The following is an 18961-nucleotide window of genomic DNA, read 5'->3' as shown; positions in this document are numbered from 1 at the left end:
GGTGAGAATGGTGGAAAAAATTTTGCAGGTGAACGATTTGCACATTTCTTTTGACATCCATGCCGGTGAAGTGCAAGCCGTGCGCGGCGTCACGTTCGACTTGTATAAGGGAGAAACGCTGGCGATCGTCGGCGAGTCAGGGTCTGGGAAATCCGTGACTTCAAAAGCGTTGATGCGCCTGTTGCCGACGCCGCCAAGCCGAATCAAGCAAGGGGAAATTTTATTTGAAGGAAAAGATTTGACCAAGCTGTCGGAGAAAGACATGCAATCGATCCGTGGTGCGAAAATTTCGATGATTTTCCAAGACCCGATGACGTCGCTCAATCCGACGATGACGATTGGGAAACAAATTATGGAAGCGATTTTAAAGCATCAAAAGCTGTCGAAAGACGAAGCGCGCAAACGGGCGATTGAACTGTTGCAGCTCGTCGGCATTAAAAACGCCGAGCTGCGCATGAAGCAATACCCGCACCAATTTTCCGGCGGGATGCGCCAGCGTGTTGTCATCGCCATCGCCTTGGCGTGCAATCCGAAAATTTTGATCGCCGATGAACCGACGACCGCGCTGGATGTGACGATTCAGGCGCAAATTTTGGAGTTGATGAAAGACATTCAGAAAAAGCTCGGCATGTCGATTATTTTCATCACCCATGATTTAGGGGTTGTCGCCAACATGGCCGACCGTGTGGCGGTGATGTATGCCGGGAAAATCGTGGAGATCGGCACGGTGGATGAAATTTTTTACAATCCGAAACATCCGTACACGTGGGGATTGCTCGCCTCGATGCCGAGCCTTGATCATAAAGATACGGAGCTGTATTCGATTCCGGGTTCGCCGCCAGATTTGTTAAATCCGCCAAAAGGCGATGCGTTTGCGCCGCGCAATCCGTATGCGCTCAAAATCGACTACGAGCTCGAGCCGCCGATGTTTCAAGTCTCAGATACGCACTATGCGGCGACATGGCTCTTGCATGAGATGGCGCCGAAAGTGGAACCGCCGGCTGTTGTGCGCGAACGGATGAAACGGTTTGCCGACATTGTCGCCCGGAAAGGAGGGAAGCCGCGTGGCTAGACAAAAGCTGCTTGAAGTGAAAAACTTAAAACAATACTTCCCGGCCGGCCGCGGCGAGGTCGTCAAAGCGGTCGACGGCGTCACGTTTGACATTTATAAAGGGGAAACGTTCGGCCTTGTCGGCGAGTCGGGCTGCGGCAAGTCGACAACGGGGCGGACGATCATTCGGCTCTATGAGGCGACAGACGGGGAAGTGCTGTTTAACGGGGTCAATGTGCACGGCAAAAAAACGAAAAAAGAGTTGAAAGAGTTAAACCGGAAAATGCAAATGATTTTCCAAGATCCGTATGCGTCGCTCAATCCGCGGATGACGGTCGCCGACATTATCGCTGAGGGCATTGACATCCACGGATTGGCGAAAACGAAAGAGGAGCGGATGCAGCGCGTGTATGAATTGCTTGAGACGGTTGGCTTGAACCGCGAGCATGCGAGCCGCTACCCGCATGAGTTTTCCGGCGGTCAACGCCAGCGGATCGGCATCGCCCGGGCGCTTGCCGTCGAGCCGGAATTCATCATCGCCGATGAGCCGATTTCGGCGCTTGACGTGTCGATTCAGGCGCAAGTCGTCAACTTGCTGAAGCGCCTGCAGCGTGAAAAAGGGTTGACGTACTTGTTTATTGCCCATGACTTGTCGATGGTCAAATACATCAGCGACCGGATCGGCGTCATGTATTTCGGGAAAATGGTCGAGCTTGCTGAATCGGAAGAGCTGTACCGCAATCCGATCCACCCATACACGAAGGCGCTCTTGTCGGCCATTCCGCTTCCGGATCCGGAAACGGAGCGGACGCGCAAGCGAATTGTTTACGACCCGGCGCAACATGGCTACAGAGATGGAGAGGAACTTGAGTTCCGTGAAATTACCCCCGGCCATTTTGTGCTTTGTTCAGAGGAAGAATATAAGCGATATCGGGCGATGTATGCCTAGCAGAATCGAAAAGAGCGCCGCTCCTTCATCGCCGCATGATGCGAACGGTGAAAGAGGCGGCGCCCGCCTATGCGCCTGTCTTGGCGCGTTATTTTTTTCCCCCGACGACTTTCCATCCTTGTTGGATGCGGCGGGAGGCCTCGACGTGCTTTTCCCGTTTTCGGCCGAACAGCCGCTCCCCGATCGTGTTGCTGATGTTCCCCATCAATGCGGTGAGGACGACGATCAATGCCGAAGCAATGGCAAAGTCGATGAAATAGCCGGCCATCGGTTCTTCCTCCCTTTTCCTTTTCTACTTTGATTGTAGAGGATTTGCCTTCACTTTGGAAGAGGAAAGAAAGAAAATTGCATTTATCATCGAAAAACTATATCTTTCTTGGCCGATGTATTGTATAATATATCATGTTAAAGTCATTTCAATTTGCAAACGATTGGCAAAGCGGCTGATCGCCAGACTGGTGTCCAGGCCGTGTCGCTATGCTGTCAGACGTCAAACCGGCATAGCGGTGCACGTCTGTCGTCTGACGGACGAGGGAAGCAAGGGATTCCTTGTCAAAAGGAGTGATCGAAGTGGTCAAGCTATACACATCACCGAGCTGCACGTCATGCCGCAAGGCGAAGGCGTGGCTCGAGAAGCACAATATTCCTTATGTCGAGCGCAATATTTTCTCCGAGCCGCTCACGGTCGAGGAGATTAAAGAGATTTTGCGGATGACGGAAACGGGGACGGATGAGATCATTTCCACCCGTTCGAAAGTATTCCAGAAGCTGAACATTAACTTGGAAGCTCTCCCGCTGCAAGATTTGTACGAACTCATTCAAAAAAACCCAGGCATTTTGCGCCGACCGATCATCATTGATGAAAAGCGGCTTCAAGTCGGCTACAACGAAGATGAAATCCGCCGCTTTCTGCCGCGCAAAGTGCGGGCGTATCAGCTTCGTGAAGCGCAGCGGCTGGTGAACGGGTAATAAAAAAACTTCTACATGGCCTGCCATGTAGAAGTTTTTTATCATTTGCTTTATGCGGCGCGCGACCGACGGTGGGCCGCCAAGCCGAGCAAAACGGCAAGAACGGCCGCCGCCATGGGAAACAGCGCCTCCCCATTCGGGGGGTAAAACGGGCGCAACCGCTCTTCGGCAGCGATCATCTTTCCAGCGGTGTACGCCAAGAGGGCGCCGCCGGCATAAATGAGAATCGGGAATCGTTCCATGGCATAAAGGATGATTTTGCTGCCTAAAATGATGATAGGAACGGAACAGAGAAAACCGAACACAACAAGTCCGATATGGCCTTGAGCCGCTCCAGCGATGGCGATGACGTTGTCAAGGCCCATGGCGACATCGGCGGCGACGATCGTCTGGATGGCTTTCCAAAGCGACGGTTCGGCTTTGATCATCGTCGGTTTTTCGTCTTTTTGCCCGATCAGTTTCAAGGCGATCCAAAACAAGAGGAGGCCGCCGGCAAGTTGCAGAAACGGGATGGTTAGCAGCCATACGACCGCTGCGGTCAGCAAAATGCGGATGGCGATCGCCAGCGCCGTGCCGAGGACAATGGCGATGTTCCGCTTTTGTTCCGGCAAGTTGCGGCTTGCCAGCGCAATGACAACCGCATTGTCCCCGCCAAGAATGACATCAATGCCGATAATCAGCAAGATGGAAACGATGTATTCATCCACCATAGGCGTCCCTCATTCCGTCCGTGTTCATCATCATTATAGTAGGGCATGGCCGGTTTCATAACCAATTTTTAAAAATGCGTTTTTTTATTTCCCTTCTTTCACTTTTTATCATAAAATAAAAGTACAAGATCATCAGTTTTGATTGAAACCGTTTCAGGGGCACGATCCCTTCCTTTTTTATTTCTCTGTTTTAGAAGGGAGAGTTGAGAAATGGAAATCGAACGCATCAACGAGCATACCGTGAAATTTTACATTTCCTATGTTGATATAGAGGAGCGGGGTTTTGACCGCGAGGAAATTTGGTACAATCGGGAACGAAGCGAAGAGTTGTTTTGGGAAATGATGGATGAAGTTCATGGGGAAAGCGATTTTTCGCTCGACGGTCCGCTTTGGATCCAAGTGCAGGCGCTCGAAAAAGGGCTTGAAGTCGTCGTGACGAAAGCGCAGTTGTCCAAAGACGGAAGCAAGCTCGAGCTGCCGCTTCCAGAAGAGAAATGGCGCGAGTTTTCGCTGTCAGCTGATGAAAAGATGGAATCGCTGTTCGGCCACCATTTCCACTTTGGTCAAAGCGGGGACGCCGAGGAGAGAGAAGAGCAAGACGTTCTTCAGTTCATCCTTTCGTTCAAGGACATCGAGGACGTCATTTCCTTGGCCCATCGCGCTGACTTCTCTCGGTTGTCGAACCGCCTGTTCCAATTTGAAGGCCACTATTACTTGTTCGTCGAGTTTGACGAGCGCTACACCGAGCAGGAAGTAGACAATATGCTCAGCCTTCTGTTGGAATACGGAAGCGATTCCCAGCTGACGATTTATCGACTTGAAGAATACGGGACTGAAATTATGGGCGACAATGCACTCGAAACGATCAAAACGTATTTTCCAGTCTCATAATTGTTTCCATTCCGCCGATTTCGCCGCTAGAAATCGGCGTTTTCTACGTTAGTGGAAGAAAAACGGCCATCATGAAGAGCTGGGTGGAGGGGTTTTGTTGCGAAACACATCGAGAGTGGCGATTCTTGTGGTCATTGTCGGCGCGTTGCTGGCATTGACGAACGGGTTTTGGGAAGGGAAGCTGCTTGGTCTTTTCAGCGTATTGATGTCTTGTTCCGTCATCTTTATTGCGCTGGTCATTTCTCTTGAGAATCGAAAGCCGGCGCAGACGATCGCTTGGCTGGCGGTGCTGGGGAGCTTTCCGATTGTCGGCTTTTTGTTTTATTTATTGTTCGGGCGCAACTATTGGCAACAACGGCGCTATAAAAAGAAAGCCCATTTTGATGAGGCGGTGCTGCTCAAGTTTCAAGAGCCGTCGCCGATTGCCGTCGAGCGGCTGCCGATGGCGCCCCATCAGCGTCCACTTTTGCGCCTTGCTTATCGCATCGGCCAGCATCCGGTTTCACTCGCCTCGCAGACGGCAGTGTTGACGAACGGAGAGGAGACATTTTCTTCTATCTTTGCTGAACTGGAAAAAGCGGAACACCATATTCATTTAGAATATTATATCGTCCGCCATGATGAAATCGGCCAACAGTTGAAGCGCGTCTTGATGGAAAAGGCGCGCCAAGGGGTGCGCGTCCGTTTTTTGTACGACGCCGTTGGAAGTTGGAAGTTGTCAAACGCCTATATCGAGGAGCTGCGCGCGGCTGGCGTCGAGATGATCCCGTTTTCACCAGTACGCCTCCCGTTTTTAAGCAACCAGATCAATTTCCGCAATCACCGAAAGATCATCGTCATCGATGGAGGCGTCGGCTTTGTCGGCGGGCTGAACATCGGAGATGAGTATTTAGGAAAAAACAAATATTTCGGATTTTGGCGCGATACGCACTTATTGATCCGCGGTGAAGCCGTCCGGACGCTCCAGCTCATTTTTTTGCAAGATTGGTATTACATGACGGGAGAACGCTTGTTGACGCCGGACTATTTGTCGCCGCCGCTCATCGTCGAGGAAGGGCAAGGCGGGGTGCAGCTCATTGCCGGCGGTCCGGACCAAAAGTGGGAAGTGATCAAACAGCTGTATTTTGCCATGATTACGTCGGCCAAACGGTCGATTTGGGTGGCCTCGCCGTACTTTGTGCCGGATGAAGACATTTTGACGGCGCTCAAAGTGGCGGCGTTAAGCGGCATCGATGTTCGCCTGCTGGCGCCGAAGCGTCCGGATAAAAAAATTGTCTTTTACGCTTCGCGCTCGTATTTTCCCGAGCTGCTCGAGGCTGGGGTGAAAATTTACGAGTATGAGAAAGGGTTTTTACACAGCAAAGTCATCGTCGTCGATGGCGAGCTCGCCTCGATCGGAACGGCGAACATGGATATGCGCAGTTTCCATTTAAACTTTGAAGTGAACGCCTTTTTGTATTATACCGACAGCATTCATAAACTCGTCCGCGACTTTTTGGAAGATTTTCGCCACGCTTCCATGATCGACTACGAACAGTTTCAACAGCGCCCGTTCCGGGTGCGCATTGCGGAATCGGTCTCCCGGCTGTTGTCGCCTTTGTTGTAACCAACCGTTTGTAAACGCGAGTCCGCCGAATCGGCGGACTTTTTTCGGCGCAGTTTGTCTTTGGGCAGGAAAACCGGCGATGGTCAACGAATAAAAGGGAAGAACTCGACGGTGAAGGGGAGCAGCGGACATCCCAGCTGCTTTCGCCCACAGGAAATCATGTTTCACTGGAAAGGAAGTGATCATATTGTTTGTCGCTCTCTCAGCTGATGGCAGGACGGTTTCGCTTGCCGGGGCGGAAAGATGGGGGAAAGAGAGATTGATGGACTTGAAACGGCAAGAACCGTTTTTTTGCCCCGCGTGCCGTCAAGAAGTGGTGCTCCGGTCGGGCCGCTACCGTTTGCCTCATTTCGCCCATCGAAAAGGGGCGGCCTGCCCGGTCGAGCACGAACCTGAGTCGGAGCGTCACTTAACCGGGAAGCGAGACTTGTTCGCGTGGCTCATTCGCCAAGGCATGGAGGCGAAGCTCGAGCCGTATTTGCCCGCCATCAAGCAGCGTCCTGACGTATTGTTCCGCCATGGCCCACACCTTTATGCCCTCGAATACCAATGTTCCACGATCGATGAATCGCTGTTTCGCGAACGCAATGACGGCTACCGTCGCCTCGGCATCCGCCCGTTATGGGTGTTAGGAGCCCATCATTTGCGTCGTTCGCCAAAATATTCGGGGGAAGTGCAGCTCTCCCGCTTTCAGTGGCTGTTTGCCCACCGTGCCCCGCATTCGGCTGTTCCGCATATATGGTACTACAGCCCAGAGACGAAGCGCTTCATCCGTCTTTTCCGCCCGCTGCCGCTATCAGTGCAGCGAACATTCGCTGCGGTCGATTCGATTCTGCTTTCGTCGTTTTCGTTCTCCGATTGGATGGCCCCCTGCCCGCTGCCGCTTTCACCCACGTTTTGGGAACGATGGCTCGAACGAAAAAAACAATGGCGGCGGACGTTTCCCCTTTATCCAAACCAAACCGTGCGCCGCATTTGTGCTGATTTTTACCAGGCGGGCATCGTTCCATCACTGTTTCCGACCGAAGCAGGCTGGCCGGTGCCGCGTGGGTATTTATGGGAGACGGCGCCGTTCATTTGGCAAACGTATGTCCTTTTGTTTCTTCTTGGAAAGACCGGACGGCCGGCGACGGCAGTATCTTTATTTCAGTGGCTCGATGACAAAATCCGCACCGGCCGCCTCGTTCCGCGACGGCTGCCGCTTGTCGGCCGGGATACGTATCGTGAGGCTGTCGCCGAGTATTTGCATTGGTTGAGCCTGCTTGGCTATCTCCGCCGCGAAGAGGGAGACCAGCTTCATTTAGTGAAGCCGCTGTCGTTTCCGTCTACCGTTGATCAGATGATTCATCAAGATGCTGCGCTTCTTGAGCAAATTCATCAAACGCCAACACTTAGCCGCTATTGGGAGGCGCTTGAATTTCAAAACGCGGAGAAAATGAGCAGAAAACAGGAAAAGATGAACGGAATGGTGAATAATAATTCGTGTATCGATTATTTGGATAAGGAGGAATGATGACGGTGGAGGAAAAGAAAACGAAAAAGTCGCTGCCGCTGCGAAGCGAGATTCCGGTGGAAGAAACGTGGCGGCTTGAGGACATTTTTCCCACCGATGACGCCTGGGAAGAAGAGTTCAAACAAGTGAAGGCGATGATTCCAAAGCTTGGCGAATACAAAGGGCGGCTTGGCGAATCGCCGGAAGTGCTGTATGAAGCATTGCAATGTCAAGATGACGTATCGATGCGCCTCGGCAAGCTGTATACATACGCCCATATGCGCTATGATCAAGATACGACCAACTCGTTTTACCAAGGGCTCGACGCCCGGGCGAAAAGCTTGTACAGCGAAGCAGCGAGCGCGATGGCGTTTATCGTGCCGGAAATTTTGGCGATCGATGAAGCGGTGCTGCGCTCGTTTTTGGAACAATACGAACCGCTTCGCTTGTATGCGCACGCGTTAGACGAAATTACGCGCCAGCGCCCGCATGTATTGTCGGCAGAAGAAGAAGCGATATTGGCGCAGGCAGCCGAGGTGATGCAGGCGACATCCGACACGTTCAGCGCGTTGAACAACGCTGATTTGACGTTTCCGACGATTATCGATGAAAACGGCGAGGAAGTCGAAGTCACGCACGGCCGGTTCATCCGCTTTTTAGAAAGCACGGACCGCCGCGTCCGCCGCGATGCGTTTTACGCCGTATACCATACGTATGAGAAGTTTCAAAATACGTTCGCCAATACGCTTGCCGGCACGGTGAAAAAAGACAACTTTTTCGCCCGCATCCGCCGCTACCGTTCGGCGCGGGAAGCGGCGTTGGATGCGAACAACATTCCGGAGAGCGTCTATGACAACTTGATCGCTACGATTCATGAACATTTGCCGCTGTTGCACCGGTACGTACGGCTGCGCAAACGAGTGCTTGGGCTTGATGAACTGCATATGTACGATTTATACACGCCGCTTGTGCAAGAAGTGAAAATGGAAGTGACGTACGAGGAAGCGAAGCAATATATGCTTGAAGGGCTTGCGCCGCTTGGCGAGGAATATGTGGCGATCGTAAAAGAGGGACTTGACAACCGTTGGGTCGATGTGCGCGAAAACAAAGGAAAGCGAAGCGGCGCCTATTCGTCGGGAGCGTACGGCACCCATCCGTACATTTTGCTCAACTGGCAGGACAATGTGAACAATTTGTTTACACTTGTGCATGAATTTGGCCATTCGGTGCACAGCTACTATACGCGCAAAACGCAGCCGTATCCGTATGCCCATTATTCGATCTTTGTCGCCGAAGTGGCGTCGACGTGCAATGAGGCGTTGTTGAACGACTATTTGCTGAAAACGATCGATGATGAGAAAAAGCGGCTCTATTTGCTCAACCATTATCTTGAGGGGTTCCGCGGCACGGTTTTTCGCCAGACGATGTTCGCGGAGTTTGAGCATTTGATCCATTTGAAGGCGCAACAAGGCGAAGCGTTGACGGCCGAGACGTTGACGTCCCTTTATTACGACTTAAATAAAACGTATTTTGGCGATGATATTGTCGTGGACAAAGAAATCGGCCTCGAGTGGGCGCGCATTCCACATTTTTATTACAACTACTACGTGTACCAATACGCAACCGGCTTCAGCGCGGCGACTGCACTCAGCAAGAAAATTTTGGAAGAAGGCAAACCGGCGGTGAGACGGTACATCGACTTTTTGAAAGCCGGCAGCTCTGATTACCCGATTGAAGTGTTAAAAAAAGCCGGCGTTGACATGACGAGCGCCGAGCCGATTCGCCAAGCGTGCCAAGTGTTTGCGGAGAAGCTTGATGAGATGGAGCGGCTGCTTGAGAAATGAAACGAATGCGGCGCTACAGCCGCATTCGTTTGGACGGAAATCCACGAAACTGATGGCGGCGGTTCCATGTCGCCACCAATCCAAGCAAGGAGAGGAACAAAAGCGGCATGGTCGCCCAAAGCGGAAGGAGTTGCATGAGGCCCAACAAGTTCAGAATAAAGGCGGCAGTGGATGCCGCCGCCCAAAGGGATAAGACGATGCGTTGCTTCATGGCGATGGCCACCTCTTCCCATTTGCTTTAGTTGATTATATGCTGTTTGTCTGCCTGATCATGACGCAGGGCGAATTATGACAATAATGTGAACAAACGAGCAAACGGGTTGCCAATTTGGTTGGACGTTTGGTAAGATGAAAACGTGAACGGAAGACAAAACTTGATACCCCTTTGTTTGACCGTGAACAATTTCTCCCATCCCCTTTGTTGTCTTGGCAACAAGAAAAAGCCCGGCGTCAGCCGGGCTTTTTCTTGCGCCCATCCCTGCTTTTAGGGACGGGAATCATCGATATAGCGCCAAAATGTTCCGTGTTTGACGGGCACCCGCTCCACTTTTTGCTTTAGCTGCAGCTTTTTCATTTCCGTTTCCGCTTCTTGGATCGTCCAGTTGTACACAACGGCAACTTCCTTTGTGGCGACGAATTTAAAATGGCTTAAAAATGATTCCAGCGGAGGAGGAGAGGACGGTTCAGGATGGAAGCCGAGCATTTCAGCGATCAATTCGACGTAGATGGCGTACGGATAGCATCCGGAAATTTTAATGCCTTCGTCTTCAATGTTTTCATTAAACAACACAAGCGTCGGAATTTCGTCGACGTCCATTTCCGAGGTGATTTTTAAATCACATTGGAACGCTTTCGCCGCTCCCGGCGAGTGCATGTCGCGCAAAAATTCATCGACATCCAAGCCCGCTTTGACGGCGCATTCGGCGAGCACCGACAAATCGGCGACATTTTGTTTTTCCAGAAAGAGCTGTTCTTGCAGCTTGCGCAAAAAGCGAAGGCCAGCCCGCTTCCCTTGCATTTCCGCCGCTTTAATGGCGAGCGATGGGGCGAACGGGCTCGAAATCGGGTTTTCGAGCCAGACGCTGCCATCGCATGACATGCCGGTGCGGTTCGCCGCCCATTCCCACGCTTTGGCCATTGCCTTCGGCTTCGTTCCTTTGCACGCGCTCCATGTCGCCCATGTTCCGCTCAATATGTGCCTTAAGGTAAAAAAACGGCCGTATTCGATCGTCAGTTTTTTGATGACTGGTTCAAGCCCCCAGCATTCCGGGCATAAAGGATCGATAAACAAATACAGCTCGAGCGGTTTGTTTGTGTTGCCTAGCGGCTGGGAAGGGTAGCAAGTTGATGTCGTCTTCCCAGCAAACTTCTCACTCAAGGGTATGCTCCTTTCTGTCCAGATGATCTGGGGTATTGACCATATGATGGGCGGTGAGTACGAGCCGGTGATAAAACTGTTCGCGCGCCGGCCCGGACAAGCCGATTTCGTCCATGGCTGCCCGCATGCAGGCAAGCCACGCTTCCGCCCGCTTCGGCGTGATTTCAAAGCGGAGATGACGCGCCCTCAGCATGGGGTGTCCATGCTCTGCCGTGTAAAGAGGGGGGCCGCCTAAATATTGTGTTAAAAACTGTTTTTGCTTGCGGGCGGTTTCCGTCAAATCGTCAGGGAAAATGGGCCGCAAGTCCGGATGCGCGGCCACGCGACGGTAAAATGCTTCGACAAGTTTCGTAACCGTCTCCTCTCCGCCGATCGCCTCATAAAGAGTTTGCCATTGTTCCCCCATCGCGGATGCTCCTTTTGTTTGAAAATCATTCGTTGTCGTTTGATTGCTATTTTATCAACAGCACGCATGGATCTCAAACAAAGTGACTCGAGCGCCGCTCGTTTATGTGCGGTAGCTTTTCAACACGCGTTCGACATACGCCCGCGTTTCGGCAAATGGGGGCACGCCCCCATAGCGATCGACGTGCCCGGGCCCGGCGTTGTAGGCGGCTAAGGCGAGAGTGATATTGCCGTTGTACCGGTCAAGGAGCTGGCGCAAATATTTTACGCCGCCGTCGATGTTTTGCGCCGGGTCAAGCGGGTTGTGGACGCCGAGCATTTTTGCCGTGCTTGGCATGAGCTGCATGAGTCCAAGCGCTCCAGCGGGGCTTTTCGCATCGGGACGGAAATTTGACTCATGGCGAATGACGGCGCGGATGAGCTGTGGGTCAACATCGTATTTTTCCGCTGCCGCCGCGATGAAAGCATCGATGGAAGAAGATGAGTTGGTTGCCGCACCCGCTTCAAGTTCGAGCGGGGCGCTGCGATGGCTGGCGGGCGCCGGGAGCTGACTGCTTAGGGCAGCTTGAGGCGCCTCGGCAGAAGATTCCTCCCCGCGGCTGATAGATTCGGCAAGCAAGCTTGAAAACAAGGATGGCACCGGCGATGGCAACAGGCTGGAGCGTCCGGGTGAGAACGCATGGAGCGCCTGCCATTCGATGAGCAGCTTTAATGGCGAAACGGTCATCGTCTTTCCTCCATTTCTTTCATGCGGGCGTAAAAGCGGGCGATTTTGTTTGGCGCCGGGCGGCGCGGGATGCCGAGCTCCTCAAGCAGGCGCAAAAACCGCTTTTCACCCGCTTCCACGTGATCCACTTCATATTCAAGTTCGTAATCTTCGCTTTGCAAGTAACAGTTATGGTCAAGGCATAGCGTGCCGCCTTCATACGGCCATTCGGCTCGGTCGGTGACAAGGGAGCCAAAGCAACGCACCTCGTGTGGGTTGATGCCCAGTTCTGCAAGCAAATCGGCGATCGCCCCGCGCGGCGCCGCTATACCAGCAAGCAACGCTTCCGCTTCAGACAGCGAAAGCGGCTCATGGATTTCCAAAATGGCCCCGTCCGCCCGCGTTTGTTTCAGCGTCAAGGTTAGGCGTCCCTCTTTCGCCCGGATGCGCAGCGCTGCCGCTCGTTCTTTCAGGGCGAATGACGGGGTGTCAAAGTAATGGTTTTCCTGGCGGAAGAAAGCGCCATCATCAAGGCGGAAGGCGGCGCGGACGGCCGCAAACTCCGCTGCTGTTAACAAGTTTTTTAATTCGATTTCGATTTCTTGATGCATCGTGAATCCCCTTCAGACAGGATAGTCGTCTCCCTCTATTATCAGCTGTTTTCCGGCGAATATCAATTATTTCGCCTGTATAGGGTGAATATGGTAAAATAAAGGGCGGATGGTTGATGCGGAAGGAGAGAAAACATGAACGAAAAATGGATCGTCGAGCGGGCGGAGCGGGAAGGCGGCCGGCTTTGGCTGTATGTCCATGATGCTCCGGTTCCGCTTGCCTGTGCGCCGAAACGCCATATGCTTGTCGACTCGGATGCGTTGGCGTTTGCGTACATTTTGGAAACCGATGACCGCTTTCTATATGTCATGATTCCGAAGCCGTGGTGGCCTGAGCTAAAGGCGGCGCTTGACGCCAAGGAGCCGGTCTGGCTTCGATGTGGAGAGAGGACGCTTGAGCTTGAACAGTTTCACGATGAACTGTCTTATTTGCTTGAGAATATTCGCGGCAACGCCAACTATGGCGAGGTGCTTGAACAGGCGGTGCAAGACGTGTTTTTTGTTGAGCCGTAAGCCGGTTGATTTCCCTTTCCGGCGCGTTAGGATCGGGAGCGGCCCGGTGAATTCGATAGATGAGCGGTTCCATCGAGCAGCAAGAAAGAGGCGCGGTTGCGCTCTCTTGACGTAAGCCGCGGGAGATCGAAAACATGTAGGCAGGTGGTACGATGGTCAACCATTGGGATCTGTTTTTAGCCCCGTATAAGCAGGCGGTTGAGGAGCTGAAAGTGAAGCTAAGGGGCATTCGCGCCCAATTCGAGATGATTGAAGCGCATTCGCCGATTGAGTTTGTCACCGGACGGGTGAAGCCCGTCGCCAGCATTTTGGATAAGGCGCAAAAGAAAAACATCCCGCTCGACCGTCTCGAGGAAGAGATGCAAGATATTGCGGGGCTGCGCATCATGTGCCAGTTTGTCGATGACATTAAGACCGTCGTCGAGCTATTGCGCCAGCGCAACGATTTTACGATTGTCGAAGAACGCGATTACATCACGCAAAAAAAAGAGAGCGGCTACCGCTCGTACCATGTCGTCATCCGCTATCCAGTGCAGACGATCCGCGGTGAAAAAAACATTTTGGCAGAGATTCAAATCCGCACGCTGGCGATGAACTTTTGGGCGACGATTGAGCATTCGTTGAACTATAAGTACAGTGGGCGTTTCCCCGAAGATATCAAAGTTCGGCTGCAGCGCGCTGCGGAGGCGGCCTATCGCCTCGATGAGGAGATGTCGAAAATCCGCTTTGAAATTCAAGAAGCGCAGGCTGCTTTTTCTCGAAAACAAGAAGCAAAAGGAGAAGGGCAATGAAACGGACAGACGCGCCGCTCGTGTTCGCCATCACGTCCAAAGGCGATGACATATCGAACGCTTTGGCGCAAAAAATGAAGACGTATTTGCTTGACTTTGACTTGCGTTACGATGAAGAGGAACCTGATCTCGTCATTTCGGTTGGCGGCGACGGAACGCTGTTGTATGCGTTCCATCGCTATTGCCATCGGTTGGACAAGACGGCGTTTGTCGGAGTCCATACTGGCCATCTCGGCTTTTACGCGGACTGGGTGCCGGAGGAACTCGAAAAGCTCGTCATCGCCATCGCCAAGACACCGTACCAAGTCGTGGAATATCCGCTCCTTGAGGTGACGATCCGCTATTTGAATGGAGGCAGCGAGGCGAAGTACTTGGCGCTCAATGAATGCACGGTCAAATGCGTCAGCGGGACGCTTGTGATGGATGTGGAGATTCGCGGCGACTTATTTGAGCGGTTCCGCGGCGACGGGTTGTGCATTTCGACGCCGACTGGAAGCACAGCTTATAATAAAGCGCTCGGCGGCGCGATTTTGCATCCGTCGCTCGAGGCAATTCAAGTGACCGAGATGGCGTCGATCAACAACCGCGTGTTTCGGACAATCGGTTCGCCGCTCGTGCTGCCGGCGCACCATACGTGTTTGCTTAAACCGGTCAACCACGTCGATTTTCAAATTACGATCGACCATTTGTCGCTGTTGCATAAAGAAGTGAAATCCATTCAATGTCGAGTGGCCGATGAAAAAGTGAGGTTTGCCCGCTTTCGGCCGTTTCCGTTTTGGCGGCGGGTGCGGGACTCGTTTATCGCCGACTGAGGGAAGCCCGCCTCCTTGGTTAGGCGGCGCTTCCTGTTTGCGGCGAGGTGACGGTCTTTTGGCGTGGATGCCGATTCCGTTTTCGCGGCGCCAAAGAAAAGTGGATGGAACACGATGAACAAGACGGAGATTTTTGATCAGAAAGGTGACGAACATTGCCGCCGTTTACCATGACCTTTTCCATCGATGAACAGCACGACGGAAAGCTGCTGCGCCAGTTTTTGCAAGAGAACGGCATTTCGCGGACGGCGCTTACCGATATTAAATTCCATGGCGGGGCGCTGTTAGTGGATGGACGGCCTGTCACTGTCCGCCATGTGCTGCGCGCCGGCGAGACGCTGTCGGTTGTCTTCCCGCCGGAGCGGACGAGCGATTGGATGGACGCAGAAGCGATGCCGCTTGACATTCTGTATGAAGACGATTACGTCCTTGTTGTCAACAAACCAGCGGGATTGGCGACGATTCCGTCGCGCCACCATCCGGGCGGGACGCTTGCCAATGGCTTGCTTCACCATTATCGAAAGCAGCAGCTCGACTCGACCGTCCATATCGTCACCCGGCTTGACCGCGATACGTCCGGGCTCGTGCTCGTCGCCAAGCACCGCCACGTTCATCATTTGTTGTCGGCATTGCAGCAAAAAGGGTACGTTGTGCGCACGTATGAGGCCATCTGCCATGGCGTCATCGTCGAGGATGAAGGGACGATTGACGCCCCCATCGGCCGCCAAAGCGACAGCATCATTGCCCGTGAAGTGCGGGAAGACGGGAAGCCGGCTGTCACTCATTTTCGTGTGCTTGAGCGGCTTTATGGCTATACATACGTTTCGCTCCGGCTGGAGACGGGGCGCACGCACCAAATCCGCGTCCATTTGGCTTATCTCGGCCACCCGCTCGCCGGCGATGAACTGTACGGCGGGAGCCGGGAGATGATCGGCCGCCAGGCGCTTCATAGTCGGCAGCTGTCGTTTTTTCACCCGTTTGCCGGGCGCTGGTATACATGTTCCGCCCCGCTTCCTGACGATATGGAACTCCTCCTCGAGGCAACGCGCAGACGGTGCGCTGATTAGGAGAACGTGCGGAATTTTTCCGGGACGAACGGCATCGAGGAAGGAACGGATACCGTTTCCATTTCCGGATAGCGCAAGGCGGTCAGCGCACCGCCGAATACGCAGCCGGTGTCGATGTTGACCGTCCGCCCGACAAACCGCGGTTTTTCGACCGGCGTGTGGCCGTATACAACCCATGCGCTGCCGTGATACCGTTTCGCCCAGTCGCGGCGCACCGGCGTCCCGTCCGGGTTCGTTTCGCCGGTGATGTCCCCATACAGGACGAACGTCTTGACTTTTTTGTCCGTCCGCCCGATATAGTCGTGACGGATGCCGGCGTGGGCGATGACAAGGCGCCCCTCATCGAGCACCGCATACAGCGGCGCCTGTTCATACAGGCGGATGAACTTGCGGCGGATCATCTCTTGTTCGCTTGGAGGCAAGGCGCGATATTCCGCGACCGTCGTCTCAAGCCCGTGGGCGATTTGCACGTTTCGTCCTAAAAAAAAGCGGTACAGCTTATTGCAATGGTTGCCTGGCACGTAGTAAGCCAAATTTCGCTCAACAAGGGCGCAGACGATCTCGATCATGTTCAGCGATTCAGGACCGCGGTCGGTCAAATCACCGACAAAGCCGAGTTTTCGTCCGTCGGGATGAATCGGCACCCCTTCGTCCCAATGGTAGCCAAGTGTCTCCGTCAATGCGGCGAATTCGCGGAAGCAGCCATGAATGTCGCCGATGATGTCCACCTGCATACATGAGCTCCTTTCTAGCCCGAATCGTTATACTACCAGTATGCCCGTTAGACAAGGAAAAGAAAAGATGAGGCAGCTTTGCTCTATCTATCGAAGGCGTGCGAGCGGAGGCGCTGTTCAGGGAGCAGAGGCCACGGCGGAGAGTGGAACAAAGAAGGGGCCTTGGCCCGGGTGACGGCCAAAATAAAGCCGCTTGCGGACGCAGCAAGCGGCTTTATTCATCGCTCGAGAACATAAACTTCCGCGTTCGCGAATGAACGTTTAAGACGAGGCCGATCGCCAGCATATAAGTCGCCAGGGAGCTTCCTCCATAGCTGATGAACGGAAGCGGCAACCCCGTGATCGGCAAAAGTCCAATCGTCATGCCAATGTTTTGGAACACTTGGAACGTAATCATGCCCGCGACGCCGGCGCATAAATAGCTGCCGTATAAATCGTTGCTCTCCAAGGCAATATGGATCATGCGATAAATGAGCAGGAAAAAGAGAGACACGACGATGCTTGAGCCGACAAATCCGAACTGTTCTGAGATGACGCCAAACACAAAGTCTGTGTGCGCCTCTGGCAAATAGACTTGTAGGTTGCCCAATCCTTTCCCATACAGCTCCCCCGATCCAATGGCCATGAGCGAACGAATGAGCTGGAAACCTTGGTCGGTGGAATATTCATATGGAGCCAGCCAGCCGTAAAATCGGTTCAACTGATAATCTTCTTGAATAATGTATTTATGGAAGAAATCAGGAAAATAAAAATAAATAAACACAACGGTTGCCACCATTGTTACACCGGAAAAGACAATGCCGAAAATGATGCGCCAGCGGATGCCGGAAACGAGCACCAAGGTGGCGGTGATGGCCATAAACACCATCGACATGCCCATGTCCGGCTGCTTGGCGAGCAAAATAAGCGGCGGCAAGACGGTCAAAGCGATTTTGCCAAGCAATTTAAAATCATCGCTGATCGTCGGTTCGGGATATTTTTCCCGATGGTTGACAATGATGCGACTTAGGACGATGATCATAAAAATTTTCATCAGCTCGGATGGCTGGAAGTTACCTCCAGGAAGATGATACCAGCTCGTCGCCCCCTTAATGGTTACGGATCCTGGGACGTTCAATTCGAGCCCAAGAAGCAGCAGCATCCCGAATCCATACAAATACCAAGCGATTTGAAACAGCCGATCATAGTCAATGATCATCGTCAAGGCGATCACGACAGCGCCGATGGCGTACCATTGCAGCTGTTTCGAAGCGAAGTTGACGTTTTGCAGTTTCTCCGGCAGCATCGGTTCTGCGCTATGGATGGCGATGGCGCTGACGACCGCCATCAAGAATAAAAGGAACAGCATATGGTAATCAAGCTTCGATTTGGAAACACGATCATGATCCATGGAACGATCCTCTCCATTCAAATGTGCCATATACCATATTAGCGAATTGCGCGGGTTTTGCAAAGTGGGAAAAACCGCCGCCAGCATGAAGGAATCGGAAGGCAAAAGGGAAGCGTGCATTTACATCGCCCGCCGCATCGCCTATAATAGAATTAACACCTGGTGCTAAGAATAAATGATAATTGGGAGGATGAACGAATGGCCTTATCGTTGGAAGGACGTACATATGTCGTGATGGGGGTGGCGAACAAACGAAGCATCGCCTGGGGCATTGCTCGTTCGCTTCACGCTGCCGGCGCTCGGTTGGTGTTTACGTATGCCGGAGAGCGGTTTGAAAAAGAGGTGCGGGCGCTTGTGGATACGCTTGGGGACGAACGTTCGCTTCTGCTGCCATGCGATGTGGCAAAAGACGAACACATCGTTCAATGTTTCGCGCAAATCAAAGAACAAGTCGGCGTCATCCATGGCGTCGCTCATTGCATCGCCTATGCCAATAAAGAAGACTTGAGCGGTGAGTATATGAACGTAAGCCGCGAAGGCTTTTTGCTCGCCCACAACATCAGCGCCTACTCGCTCACCGCGGTCGCGCGCGAGGCGAAAGAGCTGATGACGGAAGGCGGCAGCATCGTCACCCTCACGTACTTAGGCGGCGAGCGCGTCGTGCAAAACTACAACATTATGGGTGTGGCGAAAGCGTCGCTTGATGCGAGCGTGAAATATTTGGCGAACGATTTAGGCAAATACGGCATCCGCGTCAATGCCATTTCCGCTGGACCGATTCGCACACTGTCGGCCAAAGGGGTGAGCGATTTCAACTCGATTTTAAAGCAAATCGAAGAACGCGCTCCGCTCCGCCGGACGACGACCCAAGAAGAAGTCGGTGATGCGGCGCTGTTTTTGTTCAGCGACTTGTCGCGCGGCATCACCGGGGAAATTATTCACGTCGACTCAGGATACCACATTTTAGGATATTAAAAACGTGCGAGCAGCCGTTCCTGTTGATGGAGCGGCTGTTTTTTGCTTGACTTGAGCAATTATGGAG

At 52.9% G+C, this 18961-nt stretch carries 21 protein-coding genes; 12 read left to right on the top strand and 9 right to left on the bottom strand.

All coding sequences use genetic code 11. The annotated features are described in order from the left end of the window. Positions 1-7: 7 nt before the first annotated feature. Positions 8-1072 (top strand): ABC transporter ATP-binding protein, encoded by a 1065-nt coding sequence (locus B9L19_RS14090; protein ID WP_425268986.1) that lies wholly within the window; start codon positions 8-10, stop codon positions 1070-1072. Then, positions 1065-2000, top strand: coding sequence for an ABC transporter ATP-binding protein (locus B9L19_RS14085; RefSeq protein ID WP_025948670.1), 936 nt, complete (start codon positions 1065-1067; stop codon positions 1998-2000). Before B9L19_RS14090 ends, B9L19_RS14085 begins: the two co-directional genes overlap by 8 nt. Positions 2001-2088: 88 nt before the next feature. Here B9L19_RS14085 and B9L19_RS14080 read toward each other — a convergent pair whose 3' ends face one another. Next, a complete protein-coding gene (locus tag B9L19_RS14080; RefSeq protein WP_047753515.1) occupies positions 2089-2268 on the bottom strand; it encodes a hypothetical protein in 180 nt (59 codons plus the stop codon). Positions 2269-2570: 302 nt separating this feature from the next. Here B9L19_RS14080 and spxA point away from each other — a divergent pair, with 302 nt between their 5' ends. Further along, complete coding sequence (gene spxA / locus B9L19_RS14075; RefSeq protein WP_011230318.1) at positions 2571-2969, top strand: transcriptional regulator SpxA; 399 nt, start codon at positions 2571-2573, stop codon at positions 2967-2969. A 50-nt stretch (positions 2970-3019) separates the two neighbouring features. Here spxA and B9L19_RS14070 read toward each other — a convergent pair whose 3' ends face one another. Then, entirely contained in the window at positions 3020-3679 is a 660-nt protein-coding gene (locus B9L19_RS14070; RefSeq protein WP_025948668.1) for a TerC family protein, read from the bottom strand. A 210-nt stretch (positions 3680-3889) separates the two neighbouring features. Between B9L19_RS14070 and mecA the strand changes: the two genes are divergently transcribed. From mecA to pepF, 4 genes are all read left to right on the top strand, one after another. Continuing rightward, a complete protein-coding gene (gene mecA, locus B9L19_RS14065; protein ID WP_025948667.1) occupies positions 3890-4570 on the top strand; it encodes an adaptor protein MecA in 681 nt (226 codons plus the stop codon). A 97-nt stretch (positions 4571-4667) separates the two neighbouring features. Then, the gene (gene cls / locus B9L19_RS14060; protein WP_025948666.1) at positions 4668-6176 is read left to right on the top strand and encodes a cardiolipin synthase; all 1509 of its coding nucleotides are present in this window, start codon (positions 4668-4670) and stop codon (positions 6174-6176) included. 184 nt (positions 6177-6360) lie between these two features. After that, positions 6361-7689: a competence protein CoiA gene (locus B9L19_RS14055; RefSeq protein WP_025948665.1), complete on the top strand. Its 1329-nt coding sequence runs from the start codon at positions 6361-6363 to the stop codon at positions 7687-7689. Beyond that, a complete protein-coding gene (gene pepF / locus B9L19_RS14050; protein ID WP_025948664.1) occupies positions 7689-9512 on the top strand; it encodes an oligoendopeptidase F in 1824 nt (607 codons plus the stop codon). The genes B9L19_RS14055 and pepF overlap by 1 nt, the downstream gene beginning before the upstream one ends. Before the next feature lie 13 nt (positions 9513-9525). On the opposite strand, the gene B9L19_RS14045 is transcribed toward pepF, so the two are convergent. The 5 genes from B9L19_RS14045 to B9L19_RS14025 form a co-directional block, all read right to left on the bottom strand. Beyond that, positions 9526-9723 (bottom strand): hypothetical protein, encoded by a 198-nt coding sequence (locus tag B9L19_RS14045; RefSeq protein ID WP_013146066.1) that lies wholly within the window; start codon positions 9721-9723, stop codon positions 9526-9528. A gap of 273 nt (positions 9724-9996) precedes the next feature. Beyond that, entirely contained in the window at positions 9997-10890 is an 894-nt protein-coding gene (gene spxH / locus B9L19_RS14040) for a ClpXP adapter protein SpxH (RefSeq protein ID WP_025948663.1), read from the bottom strand. After that, positions 10883-11296 carry a globin domain-containing protein gene (locus B9L19_RS14035; protein WP_025948662.1) on the bottom strand — a complete coding sequence of 138 codons (414 nt, stop codon included), beginning with the start codon at positions 11294-11296 and terminating at the stop codon, positions 10883-10885. Before B9L19_RS14035 ends, spxH begins: the two co-directional genes overlap by 8 nt. A gap of 102 nt (positions 11297-11398) precedes the next feature. After that, the gene (locus B9L19_RS14030) at positions 11399-12022 is read right to left on the bottom strand and encodes a lytic transglycosylase domain-containing protein (protein WP_047753514.1); all 624 of its coding nucleotides are present in this window, start codon (positions 12020-12022) and stop codon (positions 11399-11401) included. Then, complete coding sequence (locus B9L19_RS14025; protein ID WP_025948660.1) at positions 12019-12612, bottom strand: CYTH domain-containing protein; 594 nt, start codon at positions 12610-12612, stop codon at positions 12019-12021. The genes B9L19_RS14030 and B9L19_RS14025 overlap by 4 nt, the downstream gene beginning before the upstream one ends. 135 nt (positions 12613-12747) lie before the next feature. On the opposite strand from B9L19_RS14025, the gene B9L19_RS14020 reads away from it, so the two are divergent. The 4 genes from B9L19_RS14020 (at position 12748) to B9L19_RS14005 (ending at position 15795) form a co-directional block, all read left to right on the top strand. Next, positions 12748-13125 carry a UPF0738 family protein gene (locus B9L19_RS14020; protein WP_025948659.1) on the top strand — a complete coding sequence of 126 codons (378 nt, stop codon included), beginning with the start codon at positions 12748-12750 and terminating at the stop codon, positions 13123-13125. A gap of 152 nt (positions 13126-13277) precedes the next feature. Then, positions 13278-13916, top strand: a complete 639-nt coding sequence (gene yjbM / locus B9L19_RS14015) for a GTP diphosphokinase (protein WP_011230330.1) — start codon at positions 13278-13280, stop codon at positions 13914-13916. Then, a complete protein-coding gene (locus B9L19_RS14010; protein ID WP_011230331.1) occupies positions 13913-14728 on the top strand; it encodes an NAD kinase in 816 nt (271 codons plus the stop codon). The genes yjbM and B9L19_RS14010 overlap by 4 nt, the downstream gene beginning before the upstream one ends. A gap of 155 nt (positions 14729-14883) precedes the next feature. Continuing rightward, positions 14884-15795: an RluA family pseudouridine synthase gene (locus B9L19_RS14005; protein ID WP_047753513.1), complete on the top strand. Its 912-nt coding sequence runs from the start codon at positions 14884-14886 to the stop codon at positions 15793-15795. Here the strand turns inward: B9L19_RS14005 and prpE are convergent. Then, positions 15792-16529 carry a bis(5'-nucleosyl)-tetraphosphatase PrpE gene (gene prpE / locus B9L19_RS14000; RefSeq protein ID WP_015374167.1) on the bottom strand — a complete coding sequence of 246 codons (738 nt, stop codon included), beginning with the start codon at positions 16527-16529 and terminating at the stop codon, positions 15792-15794. The genes B9L19_RS14005 and prpE overlap by 4 nt on opposite strands. A gap of 214 nt (positions 16530-16743) precedes the next feature. Next, on the bottom strand, positions 16744-17919 hold the full coding sequence (locus B9L19_RS13995) for an FtsW/RodA/SpoVE family cell cycle protein (RefSeq protein WP_025948657.1): 1176 nt from the start codon (positions 17917-17919) through the stop codon (positions 16744-16746). 198 nt (positions 17920-18117) lie between these two features. Here B9L19_RS13995 and fabI point away from each other — a divergent pair, with 198 nt between their 5' ends. Then, positions 18118-18894, top strand: a complete 777-nt coding sequence (fabI, locus tag B9L19_RS13990; RefSeq protein WP_047753512.1) for an enoyl-ACP reductase FabI — start codon at positions 18118-18120, stop codon at positions 18892-18894. Positions 18895-18961: the final 67 nt, after the last annotated feature.

Origin of the sequence: Geobacillus thermocatenulatus (genome assembly GCF_002217655.1) — a bacterium.
Lineage (GTDB): Bacteria > Bacillota > Bacilli > Bacillales > Anoxybacillaceae > Geobacillus > Geobacillus thermocatenulatus.
Note: the sequence above shows the minus strand (reverse complement) of the source record. Positions and strands in the feature narration are given on the sequence as shown.